This is a genomic window from Methanolobus sediminis, from assembly GCF_031312595.1.
GTDB classification, from domain to species: Archaea; Halobacteriota; Methanosarcinia; order Methanosarcinales; family Methanosarcinaceae; genus Methanolobus; species Methanolobus sediminis.
In genome coordinates this window covers 291,602-318,063 of the sequence record NZ_CP133592.1, presented here as the reverse complement: position 1 = coordinate 318,063, position 26,462 = coordinate 291,602, and the positions used below count along the sequence as shown (strand labels likewise).

Annotated in this window: 18 protein-coding genes and 1 pseudogene; 9 read left to right on the top strand and 10 right to left on the bottom strand. The window is 38.2% G+C overall.

What is annotated here, in order from left to right:
- Window positions 1-146 precede the first annotated feature (146 nt).
- Window positions 147-1,568 carry an oligosaccharide flippase family protein gene (locus RE474_RS01525; protein ID WP_309311231.1) on the bottom strand — a complete coding sequence of 474 codons (1,422 nt, stop codon included), beginning with the start codon at window positions 1,566-1,568 and terminating at the stop codon, window positions 147-149.
- Window positions 1,569-2,266: 698 nt separating this feature from the next.
- On the opposite strand from RE474_RS01525, the gene RE474_RS01520 reads away from it, so the two are divergent.
- The 3 genes from RE474_RS01520 (at window position 2,267) to RE474_RS01510 (ending at window position 6,490) form a co-directional block, all read left to right on the top strand.
- The gene (locus tag RE474_RS01520) at window positions 2,267-3,340 is read left to right on the top strand and encodes an adenine nucleotide alpha hydrolase family protein (RefSeq protein WP_309311230.1); all 1,074 of its coding nucleotides are present in this window, start codon (window positions 2,267-2,269) and stop codon (window positions 3,338-3,340) included.
- A gap of 310 nt (window positions 3,341-3,650) precedes the next feature.
- Window positions 3,651-5,219, top strand: a complete 1,569-nt coding sequence (locus RE474_RS01515) for a lipopolysaccharide biosynthesis protein (RefSeq protein WP_309311229.1) — start codon at window positions 3,651-3,653, stop codon at window positions 5,217-5,219.
- Between the two features lie 53 nt (window positions 5,220-5,272).
- Entirely contained in the window at window positions 5,273-6,490 is a 1,218-nt protein-coding gene (locus RE474_RS01510; RefSeq protein ID WP_309311228.1) for a polysaccharide pyruvyl transferase family protein, read from the top strand.
- Between the two features lie 157 nt (window positions 6,491-6,647).
- On the opposite strand, the gene RE474_RS01505 is transcribed toward RE474_RS01510, so the two are convergent.
- Window positions 6,648-7,568, bottom strand: coding sequence for a glycosyltransferase family 2 protein (locus RE474_RS01505; protein ID WP_309311227.1), 921 nt, complete (start codon window positions 7,566-7,568; stop codon window positions 6,648-6,650).
- A gap of 405 nt (window positions 7,569-7,973) precedes the next feature.
- Between RE474_RS01505 and RE474_RS01500 the strand changes: the two are divergent.
- Window positions 7,974-8,129, top strand: a pseudogene (locus RE474_RS01500) (IS5/IS1182 family transposase); the annotation flags it as partial.
- 945 nt (window positions 8,130-9,074) lie between these two features.
- Window positions 9,075-11,723: an Ig-like domain-containing protein gene (locus RE474_RS01495; protein ID WP_309311226.1), complete on the top strand. Its 2,649-nt coding sequence runs from the start codon at window positions 9,075-9,077 to the stop codon at window positions 11,721-11,723.
- 711 nt (window positions 11,724-12,434) lie between these two features.
- Here the strand turns inward: RE474_RS01495 and RE474_RS01490 are convergent.
- Entirely contained in the window at window positions 12,435-13,415 is a 981-nt protein-coding gene (locus tag RE474_RS01490; RefSeq protein WP_309311225.1) for an MraY family glycosyltransferase, read from the bottom strand.
- Between the two features lie 401 nt (window positions 13,416-13,816).
- Here RE474_RS01490 and RE474_RS01485 point away from each other — a divergent pair, with 401 nt between their 5' ends.
- The 3 genes from RE474_RS01485 to RE474_RS01475 all read left to right on the top strand — a co-directional run bounded on the left by RE474_RS01485 (window position 13,817) and on the right by RE474_RS01475 (window position 15,659).
- Window positions 13,817-13,975 carry a hypothetical protein gene (locus tag RE474_RS01485; RefSeq protein ID WP_309311224.1) on the top strand — a complete coding sequence of 53 codons (159 nt, stop codon included), beginning with the start codon at window positions 13,817-13,819 and terminating at the stop codon, window positions 13,973-13,975.
- Between the two features lie 122 nt (window positions 13,976-14,097).
- Entirely contained in the window at window positions 14,098-14,997 is a 900-nt protein-coding gene (locus RE474_RS01480) for an NAD-dependent epimerase/dehydratase family protein (RefSeq protein WP_309311223.1), read from the top strand.
- A 47-nt stretch (window positions 14,998-15,044) separates the two neighbouring features.
- Complete coding sequence (locus RE474_RS01475) at window positions 15,045-15,659, top strand: VanZ family protein (protein ID WP_309311222.1); 615 nt, start codon at window positions 15,045-15,047, stop codon at window positions 15,657-15,659.
- A gap of 1 nt (window position 15,660) precedes the next feature.
- Here the strand turns inward: RE474_RS01475 and RE474_RS01470 are convergent, their stop codons facing one another.
- Genes RE474_RS01470 through RE474_RS01455 form a run of 4 tightly spaced genes read right to left on the bottom strand, consistent with a single transcriptional unit; the run spans window position 15,661 to window position 19,843 of the window.
- Window positions 15,661-17,097 carry a nucleotide sugar dehydrogenase gene (locus RE474_RS01470; protein WP_309311221.1) on the bottom strand — a complete coding sequence of 479 codons (1,437 nt, stop codon included), beginning with the start codon at window positions 17,095-17,097 and terminating at the stop codon, window positions 15,661-15,663.
- A gap of 5 nt (window positions 17,098-17,102) precedes the next feature.
- On the bottom strand, window positions 17,103-18,041 hold the full coding sequence (locus RE474_RS01465; RefSeq protein ID WP_309311220.1) for a UDP-N-acetylglucosamine 3-dehydrogenase: 939 nt from the start codon (window positions 18,039-18,041) through the stop codon (window positions 17,103-17,105).
- The gene (locus RE474_RS01460; RefSeq protein ID WP_309311219.1) at window positions 18,035-19,120 is read right to left on the bottom strand and encodes a DegT/DnrJ/EryC1/StrS family aminotransferase; all 1,086 of its coding nucleotides are present in this window, start codon (window positions 19,118-19,120) and stop codon (window positions 18,035-18,037) included. The genes RE474_RS01465 and RE474_RS01460 overlap by 7 nt, the downstream gene beginning before the upstream one ends.
- A gap of 54 nt (window positions 19,121-19,174) precedes the next feature.
- Window positions 19,175-19,843, bottom strand: coding sequence for an N-acetyltransferase (locus tag RE474_RS01455; protein ID WP_309311218.1), 669 nt, complete (start codon window positions 19,841-19,843; stop codon window positions 19,175-19,177).
- Window positions 19,844-20,102: 259 nt separating this feature from the next.
- Between RE474_RS01455 and RE474_RS01450 the strand changes: the two genes are divergently transcribed.
- Window positions 20,103-20,687, top strand: coding sequence for a metal-dependent hydrolase (locus tag RE474_RS01450; RefSeq protein ID WP_309311217.1), 585 nt, complete (start codon window positions 20,103-20,105; stop codon window positions 20,685-20,687).
- 221 nt (window positions 20,688-20,908) lie between these two features.
- Here the strand turns inward: RE474_RS01450 and RE474_RS01445 are convergent, their stop codons facing one another.
- The 3 genes from RE474_RS01445 to carA are packed head-to-tail and all read right to left on the bottom strand — an operon-like array spanning window position 20,909 to window position 26,452.
- A complete protein-coding gene (locus RE474_RS01445) occupies window positions 20,909-22,090 on the bottom strand; it encodes an argininosuccinate synthase (protein WP_309311216.1) in 1,182 nt (393 codons plus the stop codon).
- 40 nt (window positions 22,091-22,130) lie between these two features.
- Window positions 22,131-25,355 (bottom strand): carbamoyl-phosphate synthase large subunit, encoded by a 3,225-nt coding sequence (gene carB / locus RE474_RS01440; protein WP_309311215.1) that lies wholly within the window; start codon window positions 25,353-25,355, stop codon window positions 22,131-22,133.
- Entirely contained in the window at window positions 25,355-26,452 is a 1,098-nt protein-coding gene (carA, locus tag RE474_RS01435) for a glutamine-hydrolyzing carbamoyl-phosphate synthase small subunit (protein ID WP_309311214.1), read from the bottom strand. Before carA ends, carB begins: the two co-directional genes overlap by 1 nt.
- Window positions 26,453-26,462 lie beyond the last annotated feature (10 nt).

The window sequence follows — 26,462 nt, the reverse complement described above, 5'->3', positions numbered from 1 at the left end:
ATTTAGTATGAATAATTCTAATATGTTATTTGCCTACAAAAAGACAATGGGGTATTTGTTTATATATTTTAATACTTCTGGTTATCGATATATCGTTTGTTGTGTCAGGAAATTAACATTAATAAATTAGGTGAATTCTATGTAGTTTAATTTTGCTTCAGGATTTTTTTTATCATCATTATATCACCTTTGTTAATTCCTTTAACAACAACTAGGCATGAAAGATATGCTAAAAAAGCAAATAATATTGTTAAATATAAACTATTACTATCTATTTTTTGAATTACTAGATACATAACCAAAGCCGACAATGTGGGTTTAATAAAAGATTTAAAAGGCAGCTTAATTGATTCTTTGTATAATTGATAGTAATTTAATAATAGTAATACAACTACTGAAATTAAGGTTGCATATGCAGCACCAATGTAATCATAATTTGGTATTAGTACCATATTAAAAAATATGTTCACAATACAGCAAATAAAAATGTTTTGAGTATTCACTTTTTGTTTATCCATTGAAATTAAAATTGATGATTGAATTGAATTAAATGAGCTAAAGAAAAGTGACCATGAGGTAATTTGCAAAGCAAAAGATGAAATTAAGTATTCTGCACCAAATATAAGCACAATAATCTGTTGGGAAAGAGAATAGATTCCTAGACTCATTGGAAACATTAAAATAAATAAATATCTCGTAACCGACGAATACAAATTATTGAGTGATTCTTTTTTTTCTACATATTTTTTTGACATTATAGGCATCAAAGTTGAGGACAAAGCAATGGGTACAAATAGAAGTGGGTCAGTAAGTTTATATGCGGCAGAATAGAAGCCTACTGAAATTTCTGTTTTTAAATAAGAAAGCATCAGGACATCTATTTTGTCATAAATTATATAAAATGAGGAGCCTAAAAAAAAAGGAACCCCTTCTTTTAGCATGTGTTTCCAATATCTGATATTTGAACTAAAAGAAAATGTTGTTAATTTTTGGGAATATATATAATTTATTAACGTTCTTATTGCTTCAACTAAGACTAATATTATGAAAAAATGTATTAGATCCTTCTCCAATTTGATTAATAGAAATATCAACGCTGCATATATAACCTTTTGAGAGATTGTTGATACTAAATAATATTCCATTTTCAAATTTGATTGAAAGAACGATTCAAGGAGATAGCTTGTTCCTTGAAATACAATGATAAACGAAAGCAAACTGATATAAAATTGCAATTCATGTGAATAATTCAACGAATATATTGTAATTATTGCTAATATAATTGTTATGATTCCTGTTAAAAACCGAATCGAAAGAGCATTGCTCATTATCTCTTTCGATAACTCTTTATTCCTCGCAATATTCTTAATTACAACAATATCTAAACCAAAACCACTAAGAACTCGAAAAAAAGTAAGATATGCAAGGGCAAAATTATATATTCCAAAATCTTCTACACCCAAATACCTGGCCAAATAAACCATTACTACAAAAGCAATTATCTTTGTAATGATGTCGGCTACAACAATAGATGTTGCATTTTTTGCAATTTTTCGAGCAATATTCATCACAATCACTTTTTGGTAATACCTGATGCTTTAACTATATAGTGAATATTGTTATAATCCTATTCAACTCAACTTCTACAGCAAAATTAACAAAAGTGTTCTTATAGTTTATTTGCATGTTTCAGCAAGACCTTCAAATTAGATTTTTTGTTTAAATATTTACCTGTTTTCCATCCAGACCCGATTCCTGTGTATTTATTAAACACCATGGATTATTAAAGAAAAGGAATGATGATATTGATTTTTATTCAATTGATTGAATTACAATTTATTTATCAAATATGCATATGTTTGATGTCATGTCTCTCTCATAAACTCCATGATTTTTTTATAATATGGCAGAAAACATACAATATCGTAGTCCCTTGAAAACTACATTATGTGATATCATGATATTTGTCTATTCTATTGCATAAGTAATACTTCATAAAATAACATAGATTGACTGTTAATATGCGTTATATATATGTATATATATGTATATTACTATAATATTGGTGCACTTGTGCCCAAAAGTATATCTAATTTTATAACAAGATATATAATTTTCTTCGTCGTAAATTTAAAGTTAAATATTTTTGCATAATTACTAAAAAAATCACATATATTAAAGTATAATATATTCAAAGATTATGTGAATTCGAAACCACTGTCTTTATAGATATTATTTAATACTAGAAAAGAAGTATAAATTACTTATGAGAAGATGTTCAAAATGCCTCCTTCCAGAAAACTACCCTCGTATAAAATTCAATATTGATAATATTTGTAACTTTTGCGAAAATTATAATGATTTGGATTATAGGGGGCTGGATGCTTTAAAATCAGAAATTCAATCATATCTTGGAACTTATAGAGATCGGAACCAAAAATATGACTGTGTTTTTGCTTTGAGTGGGGGGCGTGACAGTTCTTTTCTATTGTACAAACTGGTAAAGGAAACTAACTTTAAATTTGCTGCTTATTGTGCAGATCATGGCTTTCTTCCCGAAGAAACAAAGGAGAATATTAAAAATCTAACAGAAGAGCTTGACGTTGATCTTATAATTGAAGAACACACTTTTTTGACTAAGTCTGTAAAACATCATATACAAAGTTGGATGAAAAATCCCCATCCTGCTATGGTTGGTTTGTTCTGTACTGGTTGTAAACTTGGAATCGATCTGGGTTTATCTAACTTTGCAAAAAAGCATAATATTCCTGTTATAATTACTGGTGCAACACCTTTTGAAGGTCAGGGGTATAAAAAAAATTTATTGAAAAAAAATCCCGAAAAAGGCATGTCTTCATTTATTTATGGTTATGTTTCCCGCATTGCAGAGAATCCTTCTTGGATTTTAAATCCTGGATGTGTGTCAGTACAACTAAAAGAATTTCATTATCATTATATGGAAAAATGGAAGGATTCTAACCATCTAGTTCTATATCCCTTTGGTTCTTTTATTAAATGGAATGAGTCTGAGGTTATTTCAACGTTGAATGAAATTGGTTGGAAAAAAACTGAAAATGCAAAATCTACATGGAGAGGCGATTGTCAAATAAGCCTTTTGAAGTTATTTTTGTATAAGGAATCTCTTGGATTCAATGATCGTGATGATGGATTAAGTTGCCTTGTACGAGACGGACAGTTAACTCGTAAAGCTGCCCTTGAAAGATTGAATTCAGAGGGAAGTATAAGTTTAGATACTGTAATGGAAATAATAGATGAAATGGGAATAGATTCTTCTGAATTTAAAATTGCTCTCGAGAAATCAAAGAATTATATCGAATAAACTTTATTAACAGATGTTAAAAGGCCATATAACAGTAGTTTCAAATTGTGTAATTAGTATTCAGATGATTCTAATTAACCTGTATTTTTGACTTGGCCAGGTATTTTAAGAAAAACAGTCATCAAATTAGAATAGATGAAATATGACCAAATCTGATGTTCTTCACAAAAAGATGCAATGAAGCACAAGCTATAAATATTGATGATGTATTTTACTAGATTATATTTTTATTCAAAAACACTATATGAATATATGTGCACAAATTGGATAGCTAGATAAACATGTTGTATGGTATTTGCGGAATTACTGTATGTTTAATTTAAATAATAGTCCAAAAAAGCTAAGCAAGCAATTACCGAGAAATATTTTTGCAAACTTTGGATATTTCGGATTAAGTATAGTAATTGGTATTTTCCTAGTTCCTTATTTCGTTGATACTTTGGGAGTTTCTGGTTATGCAATAATACCTTTGGCTACTTCTATTACAGGGTATGTAGGTTTAGTGTCTCAATCTTTGCAAAGTTCTGTGTCTCGATACATAACTATTGATATCCAAAAAGAAGACTATCTAACAGCTAGAAAAACATTCAATACCGCATTGTTTGGAACTCTTGGATTATGTGTATTGCTACTTCCTCTTGTTTTTGTAATATCATTCTATGCTCCTGATTATTTTTCAATACCAGATGAACAAAAAAAAGATGCTACTATACTTTTTATTGGTGTGATTAGTGCTTTCTTACTAAGAGCATGGGGTAGTAATTTTGGAGTTGCTTTATTTGCTCACAATCGATTAGATTTACAAAATACGATTAATTCAATAGATATTCTCGTTCGCCTTTTTTTCATTCTAATATTATTTTTTATATTCACTCCTAGGCTAAGCTACGTCGGAATTGCACATTTTTTAGGTGCCTTAGCTGGTTTATTGTTGTCAATACTTTTTTCGCAAAAAATTGATTCAAATTTAGTCGTAAGTATAAAGGATTTCCAAATATCAAGATTAAAGAGCATTACCGACACAGGTGGTTGGATTACAATTAATCAGATTGGATCGCTACTTTTTCTTCAAATAGAATTGATATTAGTAAATAAATTATTTGGGACAGCTACGGGTGGAGAATATGCTTTGATAATCGTATGGAGTTCTTTGATTAGGAGAATCGCCGGACTCTTTGCTGGTGTTTTAACTCCAGTTATTTTGAGTTACTACTCTAAAAATATGTTTGAAGAGATACTTACCATTACGAAGAGTGCTGTAAAAATAATGGGGATTTTGATTGCTCTGCCAATTGGTTTAATGTGCGGTTTTTCACCTCTACTTTTGTCACTATGGGTAGGGCCTGAATTTGCAAGGCTTTGGCCATTAATGGTGCTACAATTAGTACATTTAGTCATAAATCTGTCTGTTCTACCACTTTTCTCAATTAATGTTGCATTTAACAAGATAAAAATACCAGGATTAGTTACTTTTCTGATGGGTATTGGTAATTTAGTTCTTTCTTTAGTTCTTTCTCTTTTTACAGGATGGGGTTACTATGCAGTTGCAATTGCTGGGGCCATAATGTTGACTGCAAAGAATTCATTATTTACTTCTCTCTATGCATCAAGGGTTCTGAATGTTTATCAATTTACCTTTATCAAATCTCTAATTTCAGGTATGTTGTCAGTTCTGATAGTTTCTGGAATTGCAGGTTTTATTAATTACTATACAAATGTTTCAACCTTATCAGGTTTTATAGCGTGGTGTACGTTGATATCGGTAGTTTATATTGTTTTTAGTTGGATTTTCAGTCTAACCAAATATGAGCGCATGATTATTCATTCATTCATACCATTAAATGTAAGGAGATGGCTAAAAATTGATGATTACTGTTGAACGTATAATAATAATTGTATAATTGGCAAAACTAAAAAGGATGTGCACTAAATATGACTGAAAATCCATCATTTATTTTGGCAGGTAATGGCCCCTATGAAAACAGGGGATGTGAGGCTATTGTAAGAGGGACTGTAAAAATTTTAAGAGAGCACTTTAATGATCCTAGTTTATTGTGTTTTGATGTTTTTTCTCCAGAGACACGTCATCTTACATCTATTCAAGATAGCATTGATTCCAAAATTATGCATATGCAGATTTATAATTATGTTAAACCTCATAGCAAAGAGAAGCTTATTCGTATTTTTTTGCGGTTATTTAATTCGAAGATGAAAAGCTATCGGCCATTTCATGATATGGTTCCAGAACTGCAGAATCACCAAGCTGTGCTCTCAATAGGGGGTGATAATTATTCTTTGGATTATGGGATCCCAAAATTATTTACTGATCTCGATGATATTGTTCAATACCACAAAAAACCTTTGATAATATGGGGAGCTTCAGTTGGTCCTTTTGATGAAATGCCTGAATACAAACAATATATGATAAATCATCTTAAAAATGTTACTGCAATTTTTTCCCGGGAATCAGCAACGACAGATTATCTTAAAAAAAATGGGATTAGTAAAAATGTATATGAGGTTGCAGATCCAGCTTATCTTCTTGAACCAATAAAACCTGCTTCAAATAGCTTAAATATCGAAGAAAGTTCGATAGGAATTAATTTAAGTCCTTTGATGGCAAAATATGTTTGTGAAGGCGACATCAATTTATGGGAAAAAAAGGCTGCAAGTATTGTATCTAGTATATCCGAAACCACTGGAAAAACAATCTATTTAATTCCTCATGTTACAACTCCATATTCTAATGATTATGTATTTATGAAAAATATGCTTTCTCATATAAAAGATACTAAGAAGCTAATACTTATTGATCCCATTTATAATGCTTCTGAAACAAAATGGATTATAAGCCAACTTTCTTTTTTTGCTGGTGCACGAACACATTCAACTATTGCTGCATTGTCCTCAGGTATTCCTACATTAAGTTTTGCATATAGTATGAAAGCAATAGGTATTAATAAAGACTTATTTGGACATGATTCATATTGTTTATCTCCCAAAAACTTAGATCAAGATAAAGTAATTGAAAAAATGAGTTTAATAAATTTAAATGAAAAGGAAATTGTAGAGCATCTTAATTATCAAGTGCCAATCATGAAAGAAAAGGCAATGAATGCTGGGAAGTATTTAAAGCAAATATTGACTTAATGAGTTCTTATTTGGATTGTGTAGATAATTTTGTATTAATTGTGGACTTTTGAGTTTATATATACTGAAAATAGTTATTCATCTCTATGAACTTGTTGTCTATTTGATAGCAGTCATATGCGTATATTAATAGGTGATGTTCTACAAAGCAAATATACTAATGATTAAAACAATATTTTCGTATCATCTTATATATAGTAACAAGCAGTAATATAATAATTTTATAATTATAACGTGCATTATTATTTAAAATAAATTTCAGCAAATCTCCATTTATATGTTCATTTCTAATATTACGTGAAAGCCGAATATATTCCAAGAAAATGATATACTTTTGTAATGAGTACTTCATTTCTTCCGATACTTCTCTTTGTCTTATAGCACTTTTTGCTTTAGGAATAAAAATATGTTCGTCCACAATATCTTCTCTGTTACCGGCTCTATTCGAAGAGTTTAGATGATATATGGCACCAATTTCCTTACTAAATGCAATTGGATACTTTAAAGCAATTCTCCCCCACATATCTAGGTCTTCACCCCACCATACTCCATTTTCAAATATACCTACTTCCCTAAAAATATTTTTAGGTATCAATACCGAAGATGATCCAAAATAAAAATCCTTTATAGCTATCGAGAAATAATTATCTATAATTCCTTCTTGATTTTCAAACGGCAAATAACTATGATTTGGAATTAAGCAACTGTTTTCCTCGTTACATGTCTTTAATGCGGTTGCATACAAGCCTGCTTGCGGATATTTTTCTTTCAAATATAATACCGTTTCAAGAAAATGAGGCATCCATTCATCATCAGAATCTAGAAATGCAATTAAATCTGCTTTTGATTTTATAATTCCTTTGTTGCGTGCTGCTGAAACACCTGAATTTTTTTGCTTAACATATATAATACGTGGGTCATTAAACTGTTTTACGAGTTCAGGGCCATTGTCGGTTGATCCATCATCTACAACAATTATTTCGATATCTGTGATATTTTGATTTAAAACAGAATTCAAGGCTCTTTCAATATAGGAAGCTTTATTATACAATGGAATTACTACAGATACTTCAGGCATTTTACATTCCAAAGCATTTATTTTATAAAAAGTTTAGTAATAAGTCTATCTCTGGATTGTACCGTGGACGTTCAGGATTTTTCCAAGGTATTACATATCCTATATGCTTGTGATATATGGCAGATTAAAACTATATTCAAACCAAAGCAATTATGGTGATTGGAAAGTGTGTATACTATTAGGTATCATTAAATTAACGATATTCATTTTTGAGTATAAAATATGTATTTAATGTACAACGATAGATATGCAAATGTCTATGGTTTACATATAATCTTATCCAATTAAAAGAAAAGTAGTTTTGTATAACGTCCACTTCCAAATATATTTAGACATAACGATTTAAATATGATTAGTCCTTTTATCAATGTCTACTACCGAAAACACAACTAGGTAGATTGTGTTTTGTCAAATAAGTACTTAATATTTGTTGATGGGATTCTAGCTGTATCAGGAAACTCACATCTTCATATATATAGGTGCAGATATCCTAAAAGGAAGTACACTCAGCACCGGCAATTGGCATTGGTTTTGTTGAGTGAATAACTTAATGTGGATTATTGAGATATAATTAATATTGTAGAATTAATGGATAAAATCAAACAAAGAATTGCATCACAATAGAAACTATGGTCTGAAGAGAAAATATGGTGAAGAAATTAGGGCAAAACGCTATCAATACCGATTAAAAAAGTTATATTTAAGTTGTTACTGCACAACTTTGACATACATGTCAATTCATCTATATTATTCAAATGAGATTTCATGTAGGGCCAGAAATAGCACAAATATGTAGGTGTAATTTATATTTGTGTGCATATACAAACAATACCAGGTGATTTCATGTTCAACATGTCCATACTTTCAAAAAGCTTCATCATAATTTCTATGTTGTTTTTATTTTTAAACACAGCAAACGGTTCTGCAGTTTACTATCCAACTACAAATAACATTATCATAAGTTATGAGGATCAAGGTGTAAACTTAACTTGGTTAAATGAAACGTTAAATAATCCAAATGTTCTTTCTAGAGATGGGAATACTTGGTACTTAAATGCATCAATTTATCTATATAAAGATTCGAAGATGTATATAAATAATACAGATTGTGATGTATTAATTATTAATAAATCAGAAAGTCTAGCTTATAGTTATCCGTTTTATATTAGTAATACTGAAATACGAGGTGGCACCGAAATTGGAACGAATGGATTGTTAAATAATGTTTATTTCAATAATTCTGGTGGTATCCGGTTAGACTCGATTAAAACAGATGTTTATAATTTAACGATAAAGGATGGTTGGGGCGGATTAAAAGTTTTCAACTCAGATGGCATAAAAATCTATAACATATCTGTTAGTGATGTTTCTCATAGTGCGATATCCTGCTATAATTGTGATAATACAGAAATATTCAATGTAAAAGTAATTAATGTTGGAAATTACAAGACTCCTGCAACTGGACTTTATGCAGTAATCTATGATGGTAGAAGCAATAATTCTTCTATGCATGATATCTATGTAAATGGAACTGGTTGGAGTAGTATAGAAGCAACTGGTGGATCTTCAAATATTATCATCTCTAACATTACAGTTTACAATTCAGGTCACAATGGTCTTGATTTACATGGATGCAATGATATTTTAGTAGAAAATATGAACATTTACGATTCAATAAGTAATAATGTATTGATAACAGGGCCAGGTGCAGCTAATGGAACTTACAATGTAACTCTTAAAAACATGAAATCGTATGGTTCAACGCCAGGTTCGAGTTATAGGGTGGGAGTCGGTGTTCATGATATCATTTTTGAAAATATATATTCTGAAACAGGTGACTCCGTCGTAACAGCATCTGCAATTACTAATTTAACTGTTATAAATGCTACAGCTTATTCTAATACTGAAGGTATCATTTTTACCTATTCTGATTCATTTTCTGAATTATATGATGTAAGTACTGACGTAACAAATGGTTATATAATTGACAGCAATCTTTGCAATCAGGGATATCCAAATATCTACCTTCTATACAGTACTAATTCAAAATTTATTAATGTAAAATATGACTCTTTAGTTCTGGATACTCGATATAACAGTTCTGAAACACTATTTTATTATTATCCTGATGTACTGGTAAAAGATACAGAAGGAACTCCTATTTCATCAGCTATAGTTTCTGTTTCTAATATTTTTGACACTCCACTATCTATTTCTGTAGATGGGTTAGGAAACGACAAAAATACTTTTGTGACTGAATTAGATGGGAAATTATCTTCTCCGGTAATCAATAGATCTAATTCATTGGCTTTAGCTGAGTTTTATAAAAACAGTGCCGGTACAAATTATTATTTTTCTCATGAATTATCTATAAATAGCAAATATGGCAACAATGTAATTTTATCAGACATCACTCCTGACTCCTCTTGGTACCGTAAGGATCCAAATATCCCATCATACACTATCACGGCCATTATTCCCGATTCGAGTTCAACTGGACCTCAGATTACAGGATATGCACCAAGTCCAGACAATCCGTTTGAACTAGGTGAGAAGAAGAAATTTCAGGTATGGACTGATGAGGAACTTACAACCATGAAATGGTACATAAATGGAAATCTTGTATTATCAGGATCAATGGATTATACATGGGACATATTATCTGGAACAAATACTATAATGTTTACAGGTTCCAATGCAAATGGTGCTGTTGTGCAGACATGGGAAATAACTGAAGAAACCACCGACGAAGAGCCAGTCTTTTCCGGCACAGGCCTATCATTCACTCCATCAGCAACATCCCTTACAGCAACAACAGGTGAATCCGCAACGTTCTCTGTAGATACAAGTCAGGAATTCACAAGTGCTGTCTGGTCTCTTGATGGTGTAGAGGTTGAGGCTGGTACAACCGATCATGTGGAATCATGGACTACAGAAGGTACTCATACTGTAACTTTTGATGGAACTGCAGCAGCAGGAACCATCTCAAGGACATGGACAGTAATAGTCTCTGCAGCAGCAGAATCTGAATACTCCTCCATCTCGATCTCCCCGTCAACTACAACAGTAGCTCCGGGAGAATCATTTAGTCTGGATGTATACATAGATCCAACCCAGGCTCTTACAGGCTCACAGTTCGATCTGCAGTACAGTCAGCTTGCAAGCATCTCTACAGTAAGTGAAGGTGACATGTTCACATCAAGTGGACTTGCAACAACCTTCCAGTATGACAGTATTGACAATGCAGCAGGACTACTGGATAAAGTCTATGCAGCCATAGTAGGTAGTGGAAGCATCATATCTCCGGGTGCAATGGCCACCATTGAGATGGTAGCTGGCAGTAGTTCCGGTATACTTGATCTTGGACTTTCCGATGTGATCCTTAGTGATGCAAACTCCAATCCTGCAGGATATACAGTATCCAATGCAACAGTTCTTATTGACACAGCTCCGCAGTTCACATCTGTTTCATCACAGACTGTAGTTGAGGGACAGGGCCTGAGTTTCACAGTAAGTGCAACCGATGCAGATGCTGATGAACTTACATACACAGCTACAACACTTCCATTCGGTGCAACTTTCAATGGAGGAAGTTTCAGCTGGACACCATCAGAGGGTGATGCTGGTTCATATGTTGCATCATTTGAAGTCACAGACGCATATCTCACAGACACGGTAAATGTGAACATAACCGTGACACCAATGAACCACATGCCTGAGATAACTCTCTTTGAGCCAGCAGATAGCTCTGTATTTGAGGAAGGTTCAACCATTGATGTGAATGTAGCTGCAAATGATGCAGATGGAGATTCACTGAGTTATATCATTGAGATCGACGGTGTACAGGTAAGCACATCTGCCAGTTATTCATGGACAACAGACTATGAATCTGCAGGTACACATACAATCAAGGTAACGGTAAGTGATGGTACAGAAGAGGTAAGCTCATCAAGTACAATAACCATCACAGACCTGCAGCCAAGATGGGATGTAAATGAGGATGGAATTGTCAATGTACTTGACATTACTCTTGTTGGTCAGAACTATGGTAAAACTTACACAACAGATCTCCCTCGCTGGGATGTGAACCAGGATGGTACTGTGAACATTCAGGACCTTTCAATAGTCTCAGGTCACTTCGGTGAAACTGTTTAAACAAGGATCAATTAAAGGGCCCCCTTTCGGGGCACACTTCTTTTTTATTCAATTTCTGTTCTCTTTTCTGATACTGCCCGTCAATTACTGTTTGTATACTGGCATGGCGCAGAATACAAAACTTGGCTGTAGAATTCCTATTAATATGAGTAACATAAACTTTGCTGCTTTTCATTTTCACAAAAACAATCTGAGATGTAAAAACAAAGTAATCATCCACTGCATGCGGAATATTTCGATGCTGCTACACAGAAGATTATTCATTAGATTATTGCATTTATGTTACTAATTATACAGAGTTCTAAAAAGAAAATTTACCGGAGTATTATACAGATTATTTTGTTTCGCCTTATGGGAAAACGCTGGCTTCGCCGGACCCTTCGGGCTTACTCAAGCTATTCATGGCCTACGATATATCAGTTTGCAAACTGATAACAACGCAATTATACTACCACACATGTGATATTCTTATGCTGCTGTATAGAAGATTGTTACATTCATTTCAGTCTTCAGGCTATTGGCCTGACAAAGCCGGACTACTTACTTCAAAGTTTTAATGGCAGAATTTCTACAGGGATCAAAAATCAACATACATTGTATTATTGATTGTAGATAAAGAGATTAGTCTGGCAGAAGTTGGCCAGGCTGGAATTGTGCATATCATATGTAAAAAATGCAAGTAAAAAATCCCTTAGCTTCTATTGTAGCTGCTCAGATCCTTCCGGGGAAGAGTATTCCAATTGCACAGAATAGCATTGTAAGGGCGTACATTGCCCATGTGGCTTGCCTTTCAGTTACTCTGCGATAATAAGGAAGAACCCATTTGAGTGTGAGTGCATTTGGGACTTCAAGAGTTCCGTCTTCTCTCTCTTTTCCAAATTTAGCTACCGGGAATTTCATAACTCTCCAGTAGGCGTACATGAGGAAGTTTACTGTATGTGGGATAAGCATGATGAACCCACTGATGATAAAACCCTGAACAACTATTATAGTTCCAATGGCTGCTCCTATGGTGAGTGATCCCACGTTTCCCCAGAATATCTTTGAAGGATATTTGTCGTACATATAATAGCCAAGTGTTGCCCCTGTAACACTGACAACGGAAAAGATGTTGTCCACATCACCTAAAAGTATGGATTTTATTATCAAAGATATGAGGACAATAACAGACAATCCCGAAGCAAGACCATTGAAACCCGAGTGCATGTTCACAAGGTTAGATGCAACAAGGACATAAGTAGGCACAATGAACTGCAGGTAAAGAATTCCCAGTTCAATATTGCCGGCACTTGGGAGTGTGAAGGCCGTATGGGTGGCATATTGGATCAGTGGATATGAACAATAGTACATAAGAAGCAGTTTTGTTACTCTGCCAATATCGACCATATCGTCAAGTATTCCAAATAAGCCGAACATGGCAATAACAATAAGAATAACATAATTTGTTGACGAGAATTTGAAAAACAGAGTGTTCAGGGAGAAACATACCATTGCCACAAGGATGATGGCTATGCCTCCTCTCTCAGGTATCATGGTTACTTTTCTCTTATAATAATCCCTGACGATGATGCCCTTATCCGTAAGCTTTCTTATAAAATAGGGCATTGATACATATGTAGCCAGGAACGGCACTAAAAAAGTGCTTCCAAGAATCAAGGTTAGAAGTGTCGAAGATGAATACAGATCCAGCATAGTTCAAATCCTCAGAATCATGATGTATATTCTCGCTTTATTATATCGATAAGTTAGTTTGACAGGTGAGCTTAAAACAGACTGTCCCTCTGGTTTGAATTTATACATTTATTGTATATGTATTTACTGTTTTGTATTCGTTATATTTGAATATCTTTTATGTTATCTACTATGCAACTTGTCTTTTTGAACTAGTATCTATTTTATATTATTGTTTTCCTTATTTGTAAATTAGTGATATCTCATCATAATAATGAGCATAATTTATTGCATCAGACATAAATTTATATAGTATTGTCATCCATTCTAATTTGGCAATTGGGTTATTGTCACAGTATAATAGTTAGTAATCTGGTGTCTACTCTACATAATGGTATGCATCGGAGCTACAGGTGGTACAAATGAAATTAATAGAGAAGAAATGCTCAATGTGTGGCAGTCCCATCTATGTTTACGAGAACTATGCCCGGGAGGAGATGTACTGTACTCTCCACTGCATGGAACGTGCAACATTTGAAACTGTCTCCAGGGGCTTAGAACAGGTAAAGACTGTGTGCTAAGTCCAAATTTTCTTTTTTTGATATTTTTATTGTTTTAATTACTTTGTTCAGTATTTATTTTAACTTCTGGTTATTTTAGTTGTAGAGGTACTGTTATATATAAAGTTCACAATTTAGTGAACATGAAGAAGGTTCTTATTACCGGTGGTATCGGTCAGATAGGTAGTTATCTGGTTGATACTATGCATGACAACTATGACGTTACAGTACTGGATAACCTGTCTTCCGGTAAGGAACCAGATCTACCTTCAAATGTTAGTTTTGTAAAGGATGACATAAGATCTCCTATTGCCAGGGAACTTGCATCTCAAAATGATATTATAATCCATACCGCAGCCCAGATCAGCGTTGCTCATTCCATGTCAGAGCCTTTATTTGATGCGGACAACAATGTATTTGGAACCCTGAATCTTCTTGAAGGGGCCAGATCCGGCGACATTGAACGTTTTGTTTACATAAGTTCTGCTGCAGTTTATGGGGATCCGCAATACCTTCCAATTGATGAAAAACACCCTCAGAATCCCATGTCACCATACGGTGCCAGCAAGCTTTGTGGTGAGAAATACTGTAGTATGTATCATCATGCATATGGTCTTCCAACTGTCAGCATAAGACCCTTTAATATATATAGCCCGAGACAGGATCCGTCCAATCCCTATTCAGGTGTGATCTCGAAATTCATAGGCAGGTTAAAGGAAGGTCTTCCTCCTATTATTTTTGGTGACGGTTCAAACACCAGGGATTTTGTCTCTGCACATGATGTAGTTGATATGATCACACTACTTGCTAACGGTGCTGGCGGGGACGGTGATGTCTATAATGTCGGGACCGGTATGGTCACACGTATAGATGAACTGGCACAGATTCTTATGGACATATTTGACAATTCCATGGATATAGAGTATAAAGATCCTATGACAGGTGACATTAAACACAGTTCATCCTGTATCACAATGGCCAAAGCTATCGGTTTTGAACCGAAGATTAATCTTTATAAAGGTCTTGAAGAGATTATTGGCTGATGGCGGATAATTATTATAACTTAGTACAACATTTATACGATGGAACCATGCAGAATCTTCTTAAAAATAAGTATATTGCACTTTTTGTCCTTTATTTCCTTTACTTCATCCAGTTCATTCTTAAACAGGTTTCATTGGTACAACACTTTGATTATATGAAGCATAAAAAAGAGATTCTAATAGCTCTGACAGTCCTTTATGCAGGTTTTATATTCTACCTGTCCGCACAGGCCAATCTCAGTGTTCCGTCTTCGTATTTCAAGATCCCAATCATGTATGAACTGGCAGACATTGCAAAAAGTCTTGGTCTTAATTTTGTGATAGACATTGCAGAATACGCATATATGCACATGGATAAGGTTGCTCATATGTTTCTCTATTTCGGTCTTGGTGTACTTCTGCACCTGACATTCCAAAATTCTGATAATGTATTTCTCAGAAAATATGCAGCCATAATAGCTGTGGTTCTTGGTGTCTTTTATGGCATCTCTGATGAGTTCCACCAATCCTTTGTGCCAGGTCGTACATCCAGTGTATATGATTTGATGGCAGATGGTATAGGGCTAACGATCGCACAGATCATTTTCGTGATTCTGATACTGATAAATCTGCGCCGTAAAAAGAAAAAAGATGGCCGGGAAACATATCCCGCTGAAAAATAGATTACTGGCCAGCAATCGGATGGCTGTTCTTGTCACCACGGCCGATGCCCTTGTACACGAATCCTGCATTAATGAATGTGTCAGGATCGATGACATTCCTGCCGTCTATGATCACAGTGTTTTCTTTGCCTGTGAGTTTCTTTATATCCTCTGGTTTCAGGCTAAAATACTCTTTATGGCCTGTAAAGATAACAACTGCATCTGCACCTTTGATGGTCTCATTTGAGTCTTTGAGCAGCTCGACATCAGGGTAACTGAGCACATGCGGGTCATGCACCTTAAGTTCTGCTCCGGCTTCAAGGATCATGTCCCTGTAAGGTTCTGATGGTGGGTTGCGTGCATCGTCAGAGTCATTGATGAACGCCCATCCAAGCATGGCTATTTTTGCTCCTTTTATGTCCATGTTTATCCTCTTAAGTGCGGCAACGGTGAGGTTGTACATGTGCACAGGCATGAAGTCGTTGACCCTGCGTGCAAGAACATAGATAGACTCTGCATCCTGCGGGTAATCAAGAGCTTCGGTTCCCAGTTTCACACCGCGTTCAAGGTGATACGTGTCCTTGGTAAGGCAGTGCCCACCAACACCGGCACCTGGCCAGAGTATGGCTCTTGTTATGCCTTCGCCTTTCAGGCTGTCGATACCGGCCCTTACATCATAGACATTGATTCCCATTGCTTCACAGTAAAGAGCAAGCTGGTTCGCTGCTGCAATTTGCAAATCCCTGAATGTGTTCTCCGCGGTCTTTGTAACTTCAGCAGCAGTTGCGCTCATTGGTATGACCCTGCCCTTTGTCAGCACCGGTGAATAGAGTTCAACTGCCCTGTCAGTGCTTACCTTATCAATACCACCCACGATCCTGTCATGTTCCTGGATATTACGGAGCAATCTTCCAACCATTACTCTTTCAGGTGCATGTGCAAGAGCAAAGTCCTCTCCTGCCTTAAGGCCCGATTCTTCCTCGAGGATTTCCCTGGCCATCCCATCAGTTGTACCAGGTGTGATCGTTGATTCAAGAACTACAAGGATTCCCGGTTTAAGGTATCTGCCTACATTACGGATACCTTCTTTAAGTGCTCCAAAGTCGGGTTCCAGTGCCTTTGGGTCTGCAAAAGGTGTCTGGATGGCCAGTGTAACTGCATCAAGTTCGGATATTCTGGAAAAGTCCGGTGTGCATTCGAATTTGCCTGCATCAGTGACCTTTTTCAGAAGCTCCTCAAGTCCGGGTTCCTCACCTTTAAGCGGACTTTCACCACGGTTGAGCATTTCTATCTTATAACCTGATGAAGGGGAGTCTCTCTGGAATCCAAGCACATGGTCAAACTTATCAGAATCAGCAAAAAGGGATGCTGCAGGGATACCCACATAACCCATTCCTATGACGCCTATTTTCTTTATAGGTCCTTTCTCTTTCAAAATAGTCTCGAGTTTCTGGCTCATGATCATCATTCCTTAATATCTATCATTTTTGCTTCTTTGTACGAACTAATAGCCGCAAGACTTACTTTCAGTGCATGCTTTCCATCAGTTCCTGAAGGATTTGGCTGTTTACCGTTATTGATACAATCAATGAAATATTCAAGTTCGTTCTTAAGTGGTTCTTTCTGTTCGATCTTTGCTTTCCTTATCCAGCCACTGTCATGAAGTTCCACTGTCTGGTCAATATAATCTAGATAAGCAACACCGCCAACACCAACAGCTGTAAGCTTTCTTACCTTGTGTGGTGTGAGCCAGTTGACCTCAACAAGACCGGAGAATTCGTGATCCAGTCTCATATGTATGGTTGCATGATCCTCAAAGGAATGAATATCTGCCCCGGCTACTGCATAGACCTGATTTACATCACTGCCATAAAGATATGATATTACATCTATGTCATGTACACCGATGTCCAGAATAACACCAACATCTCTTATCCTTGGATTATAGGGTCCAACTCTCCTGGTAGATATAGAAACTATCTTCCCGAGCAGACCTGATTCGATTATCTCTTTGAGCTTTATGACAGCAGGATTGAACCTTTCAATGTGTCCAACCATTACAAGCCGTCCATTTTTCTTAGCTGCATCAATGATCGCATCTGCATTTTCAACGGTGTCTGCAATGGGTTTTTCTACAAGTACATGTGCACCTGCTTCAATAGCATCAGTAGCAACCTGGCGATGCATCTTGGTAGGAACAACTATGCTTACTGCATCAATTCCCGATGCCAGCATTTCTTTGTAATCTGTAAAAGCATTAGTATTATACTGCTGTGCAAGACTTTCCACAAGATCCTTATCGATATCCGAAATGCCTGCAAGTTCTACACCCGGCATCTCACTGTAGATACGTATGTGGTTCTTACCCATGGCACCGGCACCGATAACGCCCACTCTTAACATTTTGCATCACTCCACTGCTTTATTGCATTACTTATTGTGGTGATATCATCCCCGGTCACAGCAGGGTGAACCGGTAGTGAGAGTACTTCCCTTGAGACCTTTTCCGTAACCAGAAGATTATCGTTGTATCCAAGCTCCTTATAATAGGGCTGTCTGTGGATGGGTATTGGATAGTATATTCCAGAACCAATTTCTTTCTCTTTCAGGTAGTCTGCCAACTGGTCTCTGTTCTTAGTACGTATGGTGTATTGGTGGAATACGTGCTCACAGCTTTCACTGACTGTCGGACACTCTATGCCCTCTATGTCCTGAAGTTTATCAGTAAGTATTTTTGCATTTCTCTGCCTTGCTTCTATATAGGAAGGGAGTCTTTTTAGTTGTACCATTCCGATTGCAGCAGATATGTCTGTCATTCTCAGGTTGTATCCCAGCATTTCATGAAGATAACGCTGTTTGGAACCGTGTGCACGTATCATGCGTGCCCTGTCAGCGACTTCTTTATTATTGGTGGTGATGATCCCACCTTCACTGGTGGTCATATTCTTGGTAGGATAGAAACTAAATGCACCTGTGCCGAAGGAACCCACCTTTTTTCCTTTATAGCTGGCTCCGTGTGCCTGGCATGCATCTTCAATTAAAATCAAGTCATGATCCTCTGCAATGTCGACAATTGATCCCATGTCCGCAGATTGGCCATAGAGGTGTACCGGCATGATAGCTTTTGTAGCAGGTGTTATCTTATCTTCTATAAGCTGCGGGTCCAGATTAAAAGTGTCTGGTCTTATATCTGCAAATACGGGCTTTGCACCTGTGAAAAGTACTGAATTTGCTGTGGCTATAAAACTGAAAGAGCTTGTAATGACCTCGTCACCTTTTCCGATCCCATGTGCAAGCAAAGCAGCATGTAAGGCAGCAGTTCCGGAATTCACAGCCACAGCATATTCTGTTCCTGTGTAATCGGCAAATTCCTGTTCAAACTCTGCAACACGCGGTCCTTCAGCGATTATTCCCGAGCGTAGCACTTCATTAACGGCTTCAATTTCAGCTTCATCAAGCTGTGGTTTTGCAATGGGTATCATGGATATCACAAGTCTCAGAGATTATTTAAATTATACTGGAAAGTTTCACTAGGTTTATATGTTATTCAATGTTTCTATTTTTTCAGGAAGGTCAATGATCTTTGCAGGACATCCAATGGCGAGTTTCCATGCAGGTACGTCCTTTGTGACTAATGCTCCCGCAGCTACCATGGCTCCCTCACCAATTTCAACTCCTGGAACCAGTGTTGTATTTGCACCAATTGAAGCACCTTTCCTGATCACAGGACCTTCGGGATGATATTCTCCTCTTACAGGATATTTATCGTTAGCAAGCACAGCACATGGTCCGATAAAGACCTTATCTTCAATGGTTACATGCGTGGGAATGTACACATTGCCCTGGATGCTGACATTGCTGCCTATAGTAACAGTGCCGTCTATTATCACATTTGTTCCAATGAGGACATTATCACCTATTGTGGTGTTCTCTCTTATCATGGCATTATGTCCGGTCTTGAAATTATTCCCTGCTCTTACATTGCTGAAGATGGTCGTACCTGCCCTTATGAAAGCATTGTCGCCTATCACAGCACCTGGCTGGTCATAGTTTTCTATGTCAACGTCATCAGCCTTTGTGATCTCCATAAGTATGCTGTGCTGAGGATATCCAAGTATTACATTTTCAAGTACTACCGATCCTTTGCCGACGCTGCTGGAGCCATAAAGTTTAGCAGACCTGTGAATATATGTATTGTTTTGCATAATTCCTCTGAGGAGTATTGTTTTATGTTCATATATATTTATTCAGTATATGCATAATTAGGCATTCAGTATATGTTAATCATTGATGGCAGAATATCTTATCTAATAGGATGGTAATGCAGTCATTGTATAAGAAAAAACATCGTTCTTCTGAAGATTTTGTTATTCCTTGTCCTTTTCATCAAAAAAAGCTGTGAGGTTTCAGTCTCATACATGTGAGAACACCAAATTTATATAATTTTGATTAATATACTAATGCATGCCGTATCCAGCGTTTCATCTGTCCTTCTTTATTTTCTGCGTGTCCCTTGTGGGAATATTTGCAATAGCAGGAAGTGGTTTCAGGAGAGAGATGAGCATAAAGGATGTTAAACATCTAGGTTTACTGCTCTTTGTGGGCAGCGTAGGTTCTGTGTTCCCTGATGTACCTGCGGTGTGGAATTATGTTTTACATGGTACTCTTCAGCACACCAGGATAGGTTCGGTTCCGACCCATTCTTTGTTCTTTGGACTTGTGGCATTCATACTAGCGTTCCTGCTTGGATATCTTGTATACAGGAATATTTCCAAAGCTTCATCAATAGGTATCTTTGCAGAAGCTGCCTTCCTTTCACATCTCTTACTGGATGATATTGCAGATGGCGGACTTACTTACCTGTATCCGGTCTACAATGAGCCGCTTAGCATTTTCGCATTCATGAACGTGAAACTTTCAGGTGTGAATTTCTTCTACTATAATTTTGCATGTTTTGTTTCGGTGTTCTTTATATTCTGTGTGATGTTCATGGCCCTGCTGGCTTTGAAGGACCTGGGGTTCGGGTTCAGGTATGAGCCAGTGGAATGAAAGAGCAGTAGTTTGATTTTTCTCACAAAATTGTTTTGAAGTTAGTGGGAAAGGAAACGAGGCACTTTGTGTTTTACTAGTAAGTGAATGGATACGCCGGGAAAAATCGTAGATTTTTGCACCATCTCTGTAAGAATAAAATCTATCGATTAGTTAAAGATCCAACTAAAATGAAAAATAAAAAAGAGTATGCATGCCTCCATCGGCACACATAATTAAAATTACTTCTCAACAACCTTCTTATACATCCTTGCCTGGAAACCATGGTACTTTGCAAAGCCCTCGGCATCCTTCTGGTTGATGGTTGCACTGTCAAAGGACACAAGGTCTTCTGAATAGAGTGCATACGGGGATGTACGTGCAAGAATGATCACACTGCCTTTGTGCAGTTTCACGGTCACAGTACCTGTGACACGTTCCTGCGTCTTGTTTATGAAAGCATTGAGGTCTGCATAGAGTGGCTCGTCCACAAGGCCGTAGTAGGCAAGTTCTGACCACTGCTCGTCCACATTTTTCTTGAATTTCAGCTCAGCTCTGGTGAGCACAAGCTTCTCAAGGTCCTTGTGGGCTGTGAGCAATACTGTTGCTGCAGGGTGCTCGTAATTCTCACGTGCCTTAAGTCCGAGAACACGGTCCTCTATCATGTCTGTTCTGCCAACACCGTGGGAACCTGCAATCTCGTTGAGCTTGATGATAAGGTCAACACCGGTCATCTTCTCGCCGTCAAGTGAAACAGGAACACCGTTCTCAAAACCGATCACAAGTGTCTGGCCTTCAGGAGCTGCTTCAGGGGAAACAGTCCACTGGTAGATCTCCTCTGGTGGGATAAATCCAGGGTCTTCAAGCTTACCACCTTCGATACTGCGGCTCCATATGTTTTCGTCAACACTCCATGGCTTTGCGGTTGTAACACTGACAGGTATGCCATGTTTCTTTGCATATTCAATTTCCCAGTCACGTGTGAGGTTCATGTCCCTCATTGGTGCAATAACATCCATGTCAGTGAGACGGAAAACAGCCTCGAAACGAAGCTGGTCGTTACCCTTTCCGGTACAGCCGTGTGCAAGTGCAACAGCACCTTCCTGCTCTGCGATCTCAACGACCTTCTTAGCGATAAGTGGACGTGCAATGGATGTTCCCATTACGTATCCTTCATAGTCGCCATTGGCTTTGATAAGAGGGAAAATGTAATCATTGACAAACTCTTCACGAACATCAAGTGTGAAATGCTTGTTGCTGATCTTCTGTGCCTTCTCTGTAGCCTGTTTGACATCAGCTTCAGGCTGTCCCACATCAACGGCAACTGTAACTACTTCATCGTAGCCGTATTCCTCTTTGAGCAGCGGGATACACACTGAAGTGTCAAGCCCGCCTGAATAAGCAAGTACTACTTTCTTTGTCATAGTATCTGATCCTGAAAAATAAATAAAGAAATTTGGAGACTTAAGCCATCTCCCTGTGATATTCATTGATTGATTTTACTTCGCCTTCACCCTGCTTCATTGCAACGATGGCGTTAGCTGCTGCAATTGCTGCCTGGATAGTGGTGATGTAAGGTACCTTGAAGTCAACTGCTGCACGGCGGATCCTTGAACCGTCCTCGCGTGAGAGTTTGTCTTCCGGTGTGTTAATGACCAGTGCAACTTCGTATCTGCGCATCATGTCAATGACATTCGGGCTGCCATCATGCACTTTCCTGACAATTCCCATCTCAACTCCATGCTCAGAAAGGAAATCTGCAGTACCTTTTGTACCAAGGAGCTCGATGCCTGCACTCACAAGTTTCTGTGCTACTTCAAGTAGCTCATCTCTGTCTTCATCCTTCACGGACAAAAAGACCTTTCCTGTAAGTGGCAGAAGGTTGTCAGCACTAAGCTGTGCCTTGAAGAATGCCCTTCCGTAATCAGAATCAACACCCATTACCTCTCCGGTACTCTTCATCTCCGGACCAAGTAGCGGGTCTGCACCAGGGAGCTTGTCAAATGGCAGGAGAACTTCCTTAACAGCAACATGCTTGATCTTTGGTTCGTCACATGTTGAATAACCCTGCTCTTCAAGTGTCTCTCCCATGATAACACGGGCCGCGATCTTTGCCAGTGGCAGTCCTACAGCCTTGGATACGAATGGGATTGTCCTGCTAGAACGTGGGTTTGCTTCAAGGACATAGATCTTGTCACCTTTCTGTGCCATCTGGATATTTACAAGACCCTTTACATTAAGTGCAAGAGCGATCTTACGGGTGTAATCACGTACGGTTTCAAGCACTTCTTCAGAAAGTGACTGTGGAGGAATCACACATGCGGAGTCACCTGAGTGAACACCTGCTTCCTCGATGTGTTCCATAATTGCTCCGATAAGCACATCTTTACCGTCACACACTGCATCAACATCTATCTCTACTGCTCCCTCAAGGAAGTCATCAATAAGGATTGGATGCTCAGGTGAAACCTTTACAGCTTCACGCATGTACCTCTCAAGGTCAGTCTGGTCGTAGACTATCTCCATTGCACGTCCGCCAAGAACATATGAAGGACGTACAAGTACCGGATAACCAATTCTTGTAGCGATTTCAATTGCCTGGTCCTGTGAGGTTGCATAACCTGCGTCTGGCTGGTTGATACCAAGCTTGCTCATCCTGAGATTGAACTTCTCACGATCCTCTGCAACATCGATATCTTCAGGTGATGTTCCAAGGATCACGGTCTTAAGGTCACTACGTCTCTTAAGTTCCCTCTCAAGTGGGAGTGCAAGGTTTACTGAGGTCTGTCCTCCGAATTGCACAAGCACTGCATCAGGATTCTCCTTATCGATTACATTCATCACATCTTCAAGTGTGAGAGGTTCGAAGAAGAGCTTGTCTGATGTATCATAATCAGTGGATACCGTCTCAGGATTGTTGTTGATAATGTGAGCTTCAATTCCTGCCTCGCGAATTGCAGCTACTGCATGTACAGTACAGTAGTCGAACTCGATTCCCTGTCCGATTCGTATCGGACCGGAACCAAGAATAAGGATCTTCTTGCGGTCGGATGGGTCAGCTTCACACATCTGCTCGTAACATGAGTAATAATATGGAGTTTCTGCAGCGAACTCTGCTGCACATGTATCTACCATCTTATAGGTAGAGATAATTCCTGCAGCCCGCCTCTGGTCATTGATCTCCACTCGGGTCTTGCCTGTGAGTTCTGCAATGCGTGCATCAGTAAAACCTGTCTGTTTTGCTTCACGAAGAAGATCATCGGATATTGCTCCGGAGAATCCTTCTTCCCTAACCATGTCTTCCATGTCAATGATATTCTTAAGCTTCCTGATGAAGAAGATATCAATACCTGTAAGGCTTGAAACTTCCTCTACTGAAAAACCATTACAGAGTGCATGATACATTACAAAAAGACGCTCACTTGTAGGAGTTTTGAGCAGCATTCTCGTTTCGTTTTCAGACCACTCATCCGTACCGAAGTCCATCTTGATATCAAGGGAACGTACAGCCTTCAGAAGTGATTCTTCAATGGTACGGCCAATCGCCATTACCTCTCCGGTACTCTTCATGGCAGTTGTCAGTGTCTTGTCAGCATTGACAAACTTGTCAAATGGCCACCTTGGGATCTTGGTAACGATGTAGTCAATTGTAGGCTCGAATGATGCAGGTGTCTTCTTTGTGACATCATTGAGGATCTCATCCAATGCCATTCCGATAGCTATCTTGGCTGTTACCCTGGCAATCGGATAACCTGTTGCTTTTGACGCAAGGGCTGATGAACGTGAAACACGTGGGTTTACTTCCACAATACGGTAGTCGCCATCCTTTGCAGCGAACTGGATGTTACATCCACCTTCGATACCGAATGTCCTGATGATCTTGATAGCTGCAGTCCTGAGCATCTGGTGCTCTTCATCGTTGAGTGTCTGTGATGGTGTAACTACAATGGACTCACCTGTGTGAACACCCATAGGGTCGAGGTTTTCCATGTTACATATTACTATACATGTATCATTTGCATCACGCATGACCTCATATTCGAATTCCTTCCAGCCAAGGACACTTTCCTCAATAAGCACCTGGCTGATACGACTGCGGCGAAGTCCCCTTTCAGTGATCTCAAGGAGTTCTTCTTTTGAATGTGCAATTCCTCCTCCAGCACCACCGAGGGTGTATGCAGGACGGATGATTAGTGGTAATCCGAGCTCGTCAATAAGCTCTTCTGCTTCTTTGAGTGTGGAAATTGCTTTGCTGCGTGGGACTTTCTCGCCAATGCTTTCCATGGTCTGCTTGAACAGTTCACGGTCCTCGGTATTCTTGATAGCTTCAAGGTTTGTTCCAAGGAGCTGAACATTGTATTTCTCAAGAATTCCTGCCTCAGCAAGTTCACTCGTGATGTTAAGACCTGTCTGACCACCGATACCTGCAATGATACCGTCTGGCCTCTCCTTGGCTATGATCCTCTCTACTGCCTTTACTTCGATAGGTTCGATGTAAACTGCATCTGCCATCTCCGGGTCGGTCATAATGGTCGCAGGATTAGAGTTAACAAGCACTACTTCCAGTCCCTCTTCCTTAAGGGACCTGCATGCCTGACTTCCAGAGAAGTCGAACTCTGCACCCTGTCCGATCATAATAGGTCCTGAACCTATCAGGAGTACTTTTTTAATGTCTTCACGTTTTGGCATTATTTCTTGCCTCCTGCAAGTTTGAGAACCTTTTCAAAGAAGATCTTTTCAGAATCAAGCGGTCCGGGGTGTGCATCCGGATGGTACTGCACGCTGAACATATCCAGATACTTGTGTGCTATACCTTCCACTGTCTTGTCATTAGTATTATACTGTGTCACAGTAACTTCAGCCTCTTCAAAGGAGTCACCATCAACTGCAAAACCATGGTTCTGGGAAGTGATGTGTACAATTCCGGTCTCAAGGTCCTTTACAGGCTGGTTTGCTCCCCTGTGTCCGAACTTAAGCTTGTATGTCTCTGCTCCAAGCGCAAGGGACATGATCTGGTGACCAAGGCAGATTCCTACAATTGGCAGCTCACCTGTGAAGTGCTTTACTGCAGAAATTGCATCCTGTGCCTGCAATGGGTCTCCCGGTCCGTTCGATATGAACAGGAGGTCAGGGTCATATGATTCTATGGTTGAGATGGATGAGTTTCCTGGTACTACAGTTACATCCATACCCCTTGCCAGAAGGCTCCTTTCAATACTGAGCTTACGACCGCAGTCAACAAGTACTACATTTAACGGGTTGTTAGGATCCCTGCTTGGGCTTTCAAGCTTGAAAGGCTTAGGACAGGTTACCTGTGAAATAAAATCAATATCAGAAATGCTTTTTTGTGCACGGGCAATTCTTACTGCCTCCTCACCGTCATCACTGCCATTGATGAGGGCTGCACGCATAGTTCCATGTTCTCGTGTTTTAATTGTAAGCATACGTGTGTCCACGCCTGCGATACCGGGCTTGCCTTCTTCCTCCATAAGCTGATAGATAGTCTTCTTTCCTAAGTGGTGAGATGGCTTGGGACATGCCTCCCTGACCACAAGACCTTCAGCCTTAACAGCATCGGACTCCATACAGTTGCCACTGACACCGTAATTCCCGATGAGAGGATAAGTAAACATAAGGATCTGGCCTTTATATGAAGGGTCTGTTAGAGCCTCCTCATAGCCAGTATATTGAGTTGTGAAAACAAGTTCGCCGGAAACGATACCTTCAGCACCGAAGCCGGTGCCTTTTATAATTGTCCCATCTTCTAATCCTAATACTGCATTCATCTTTTGAACC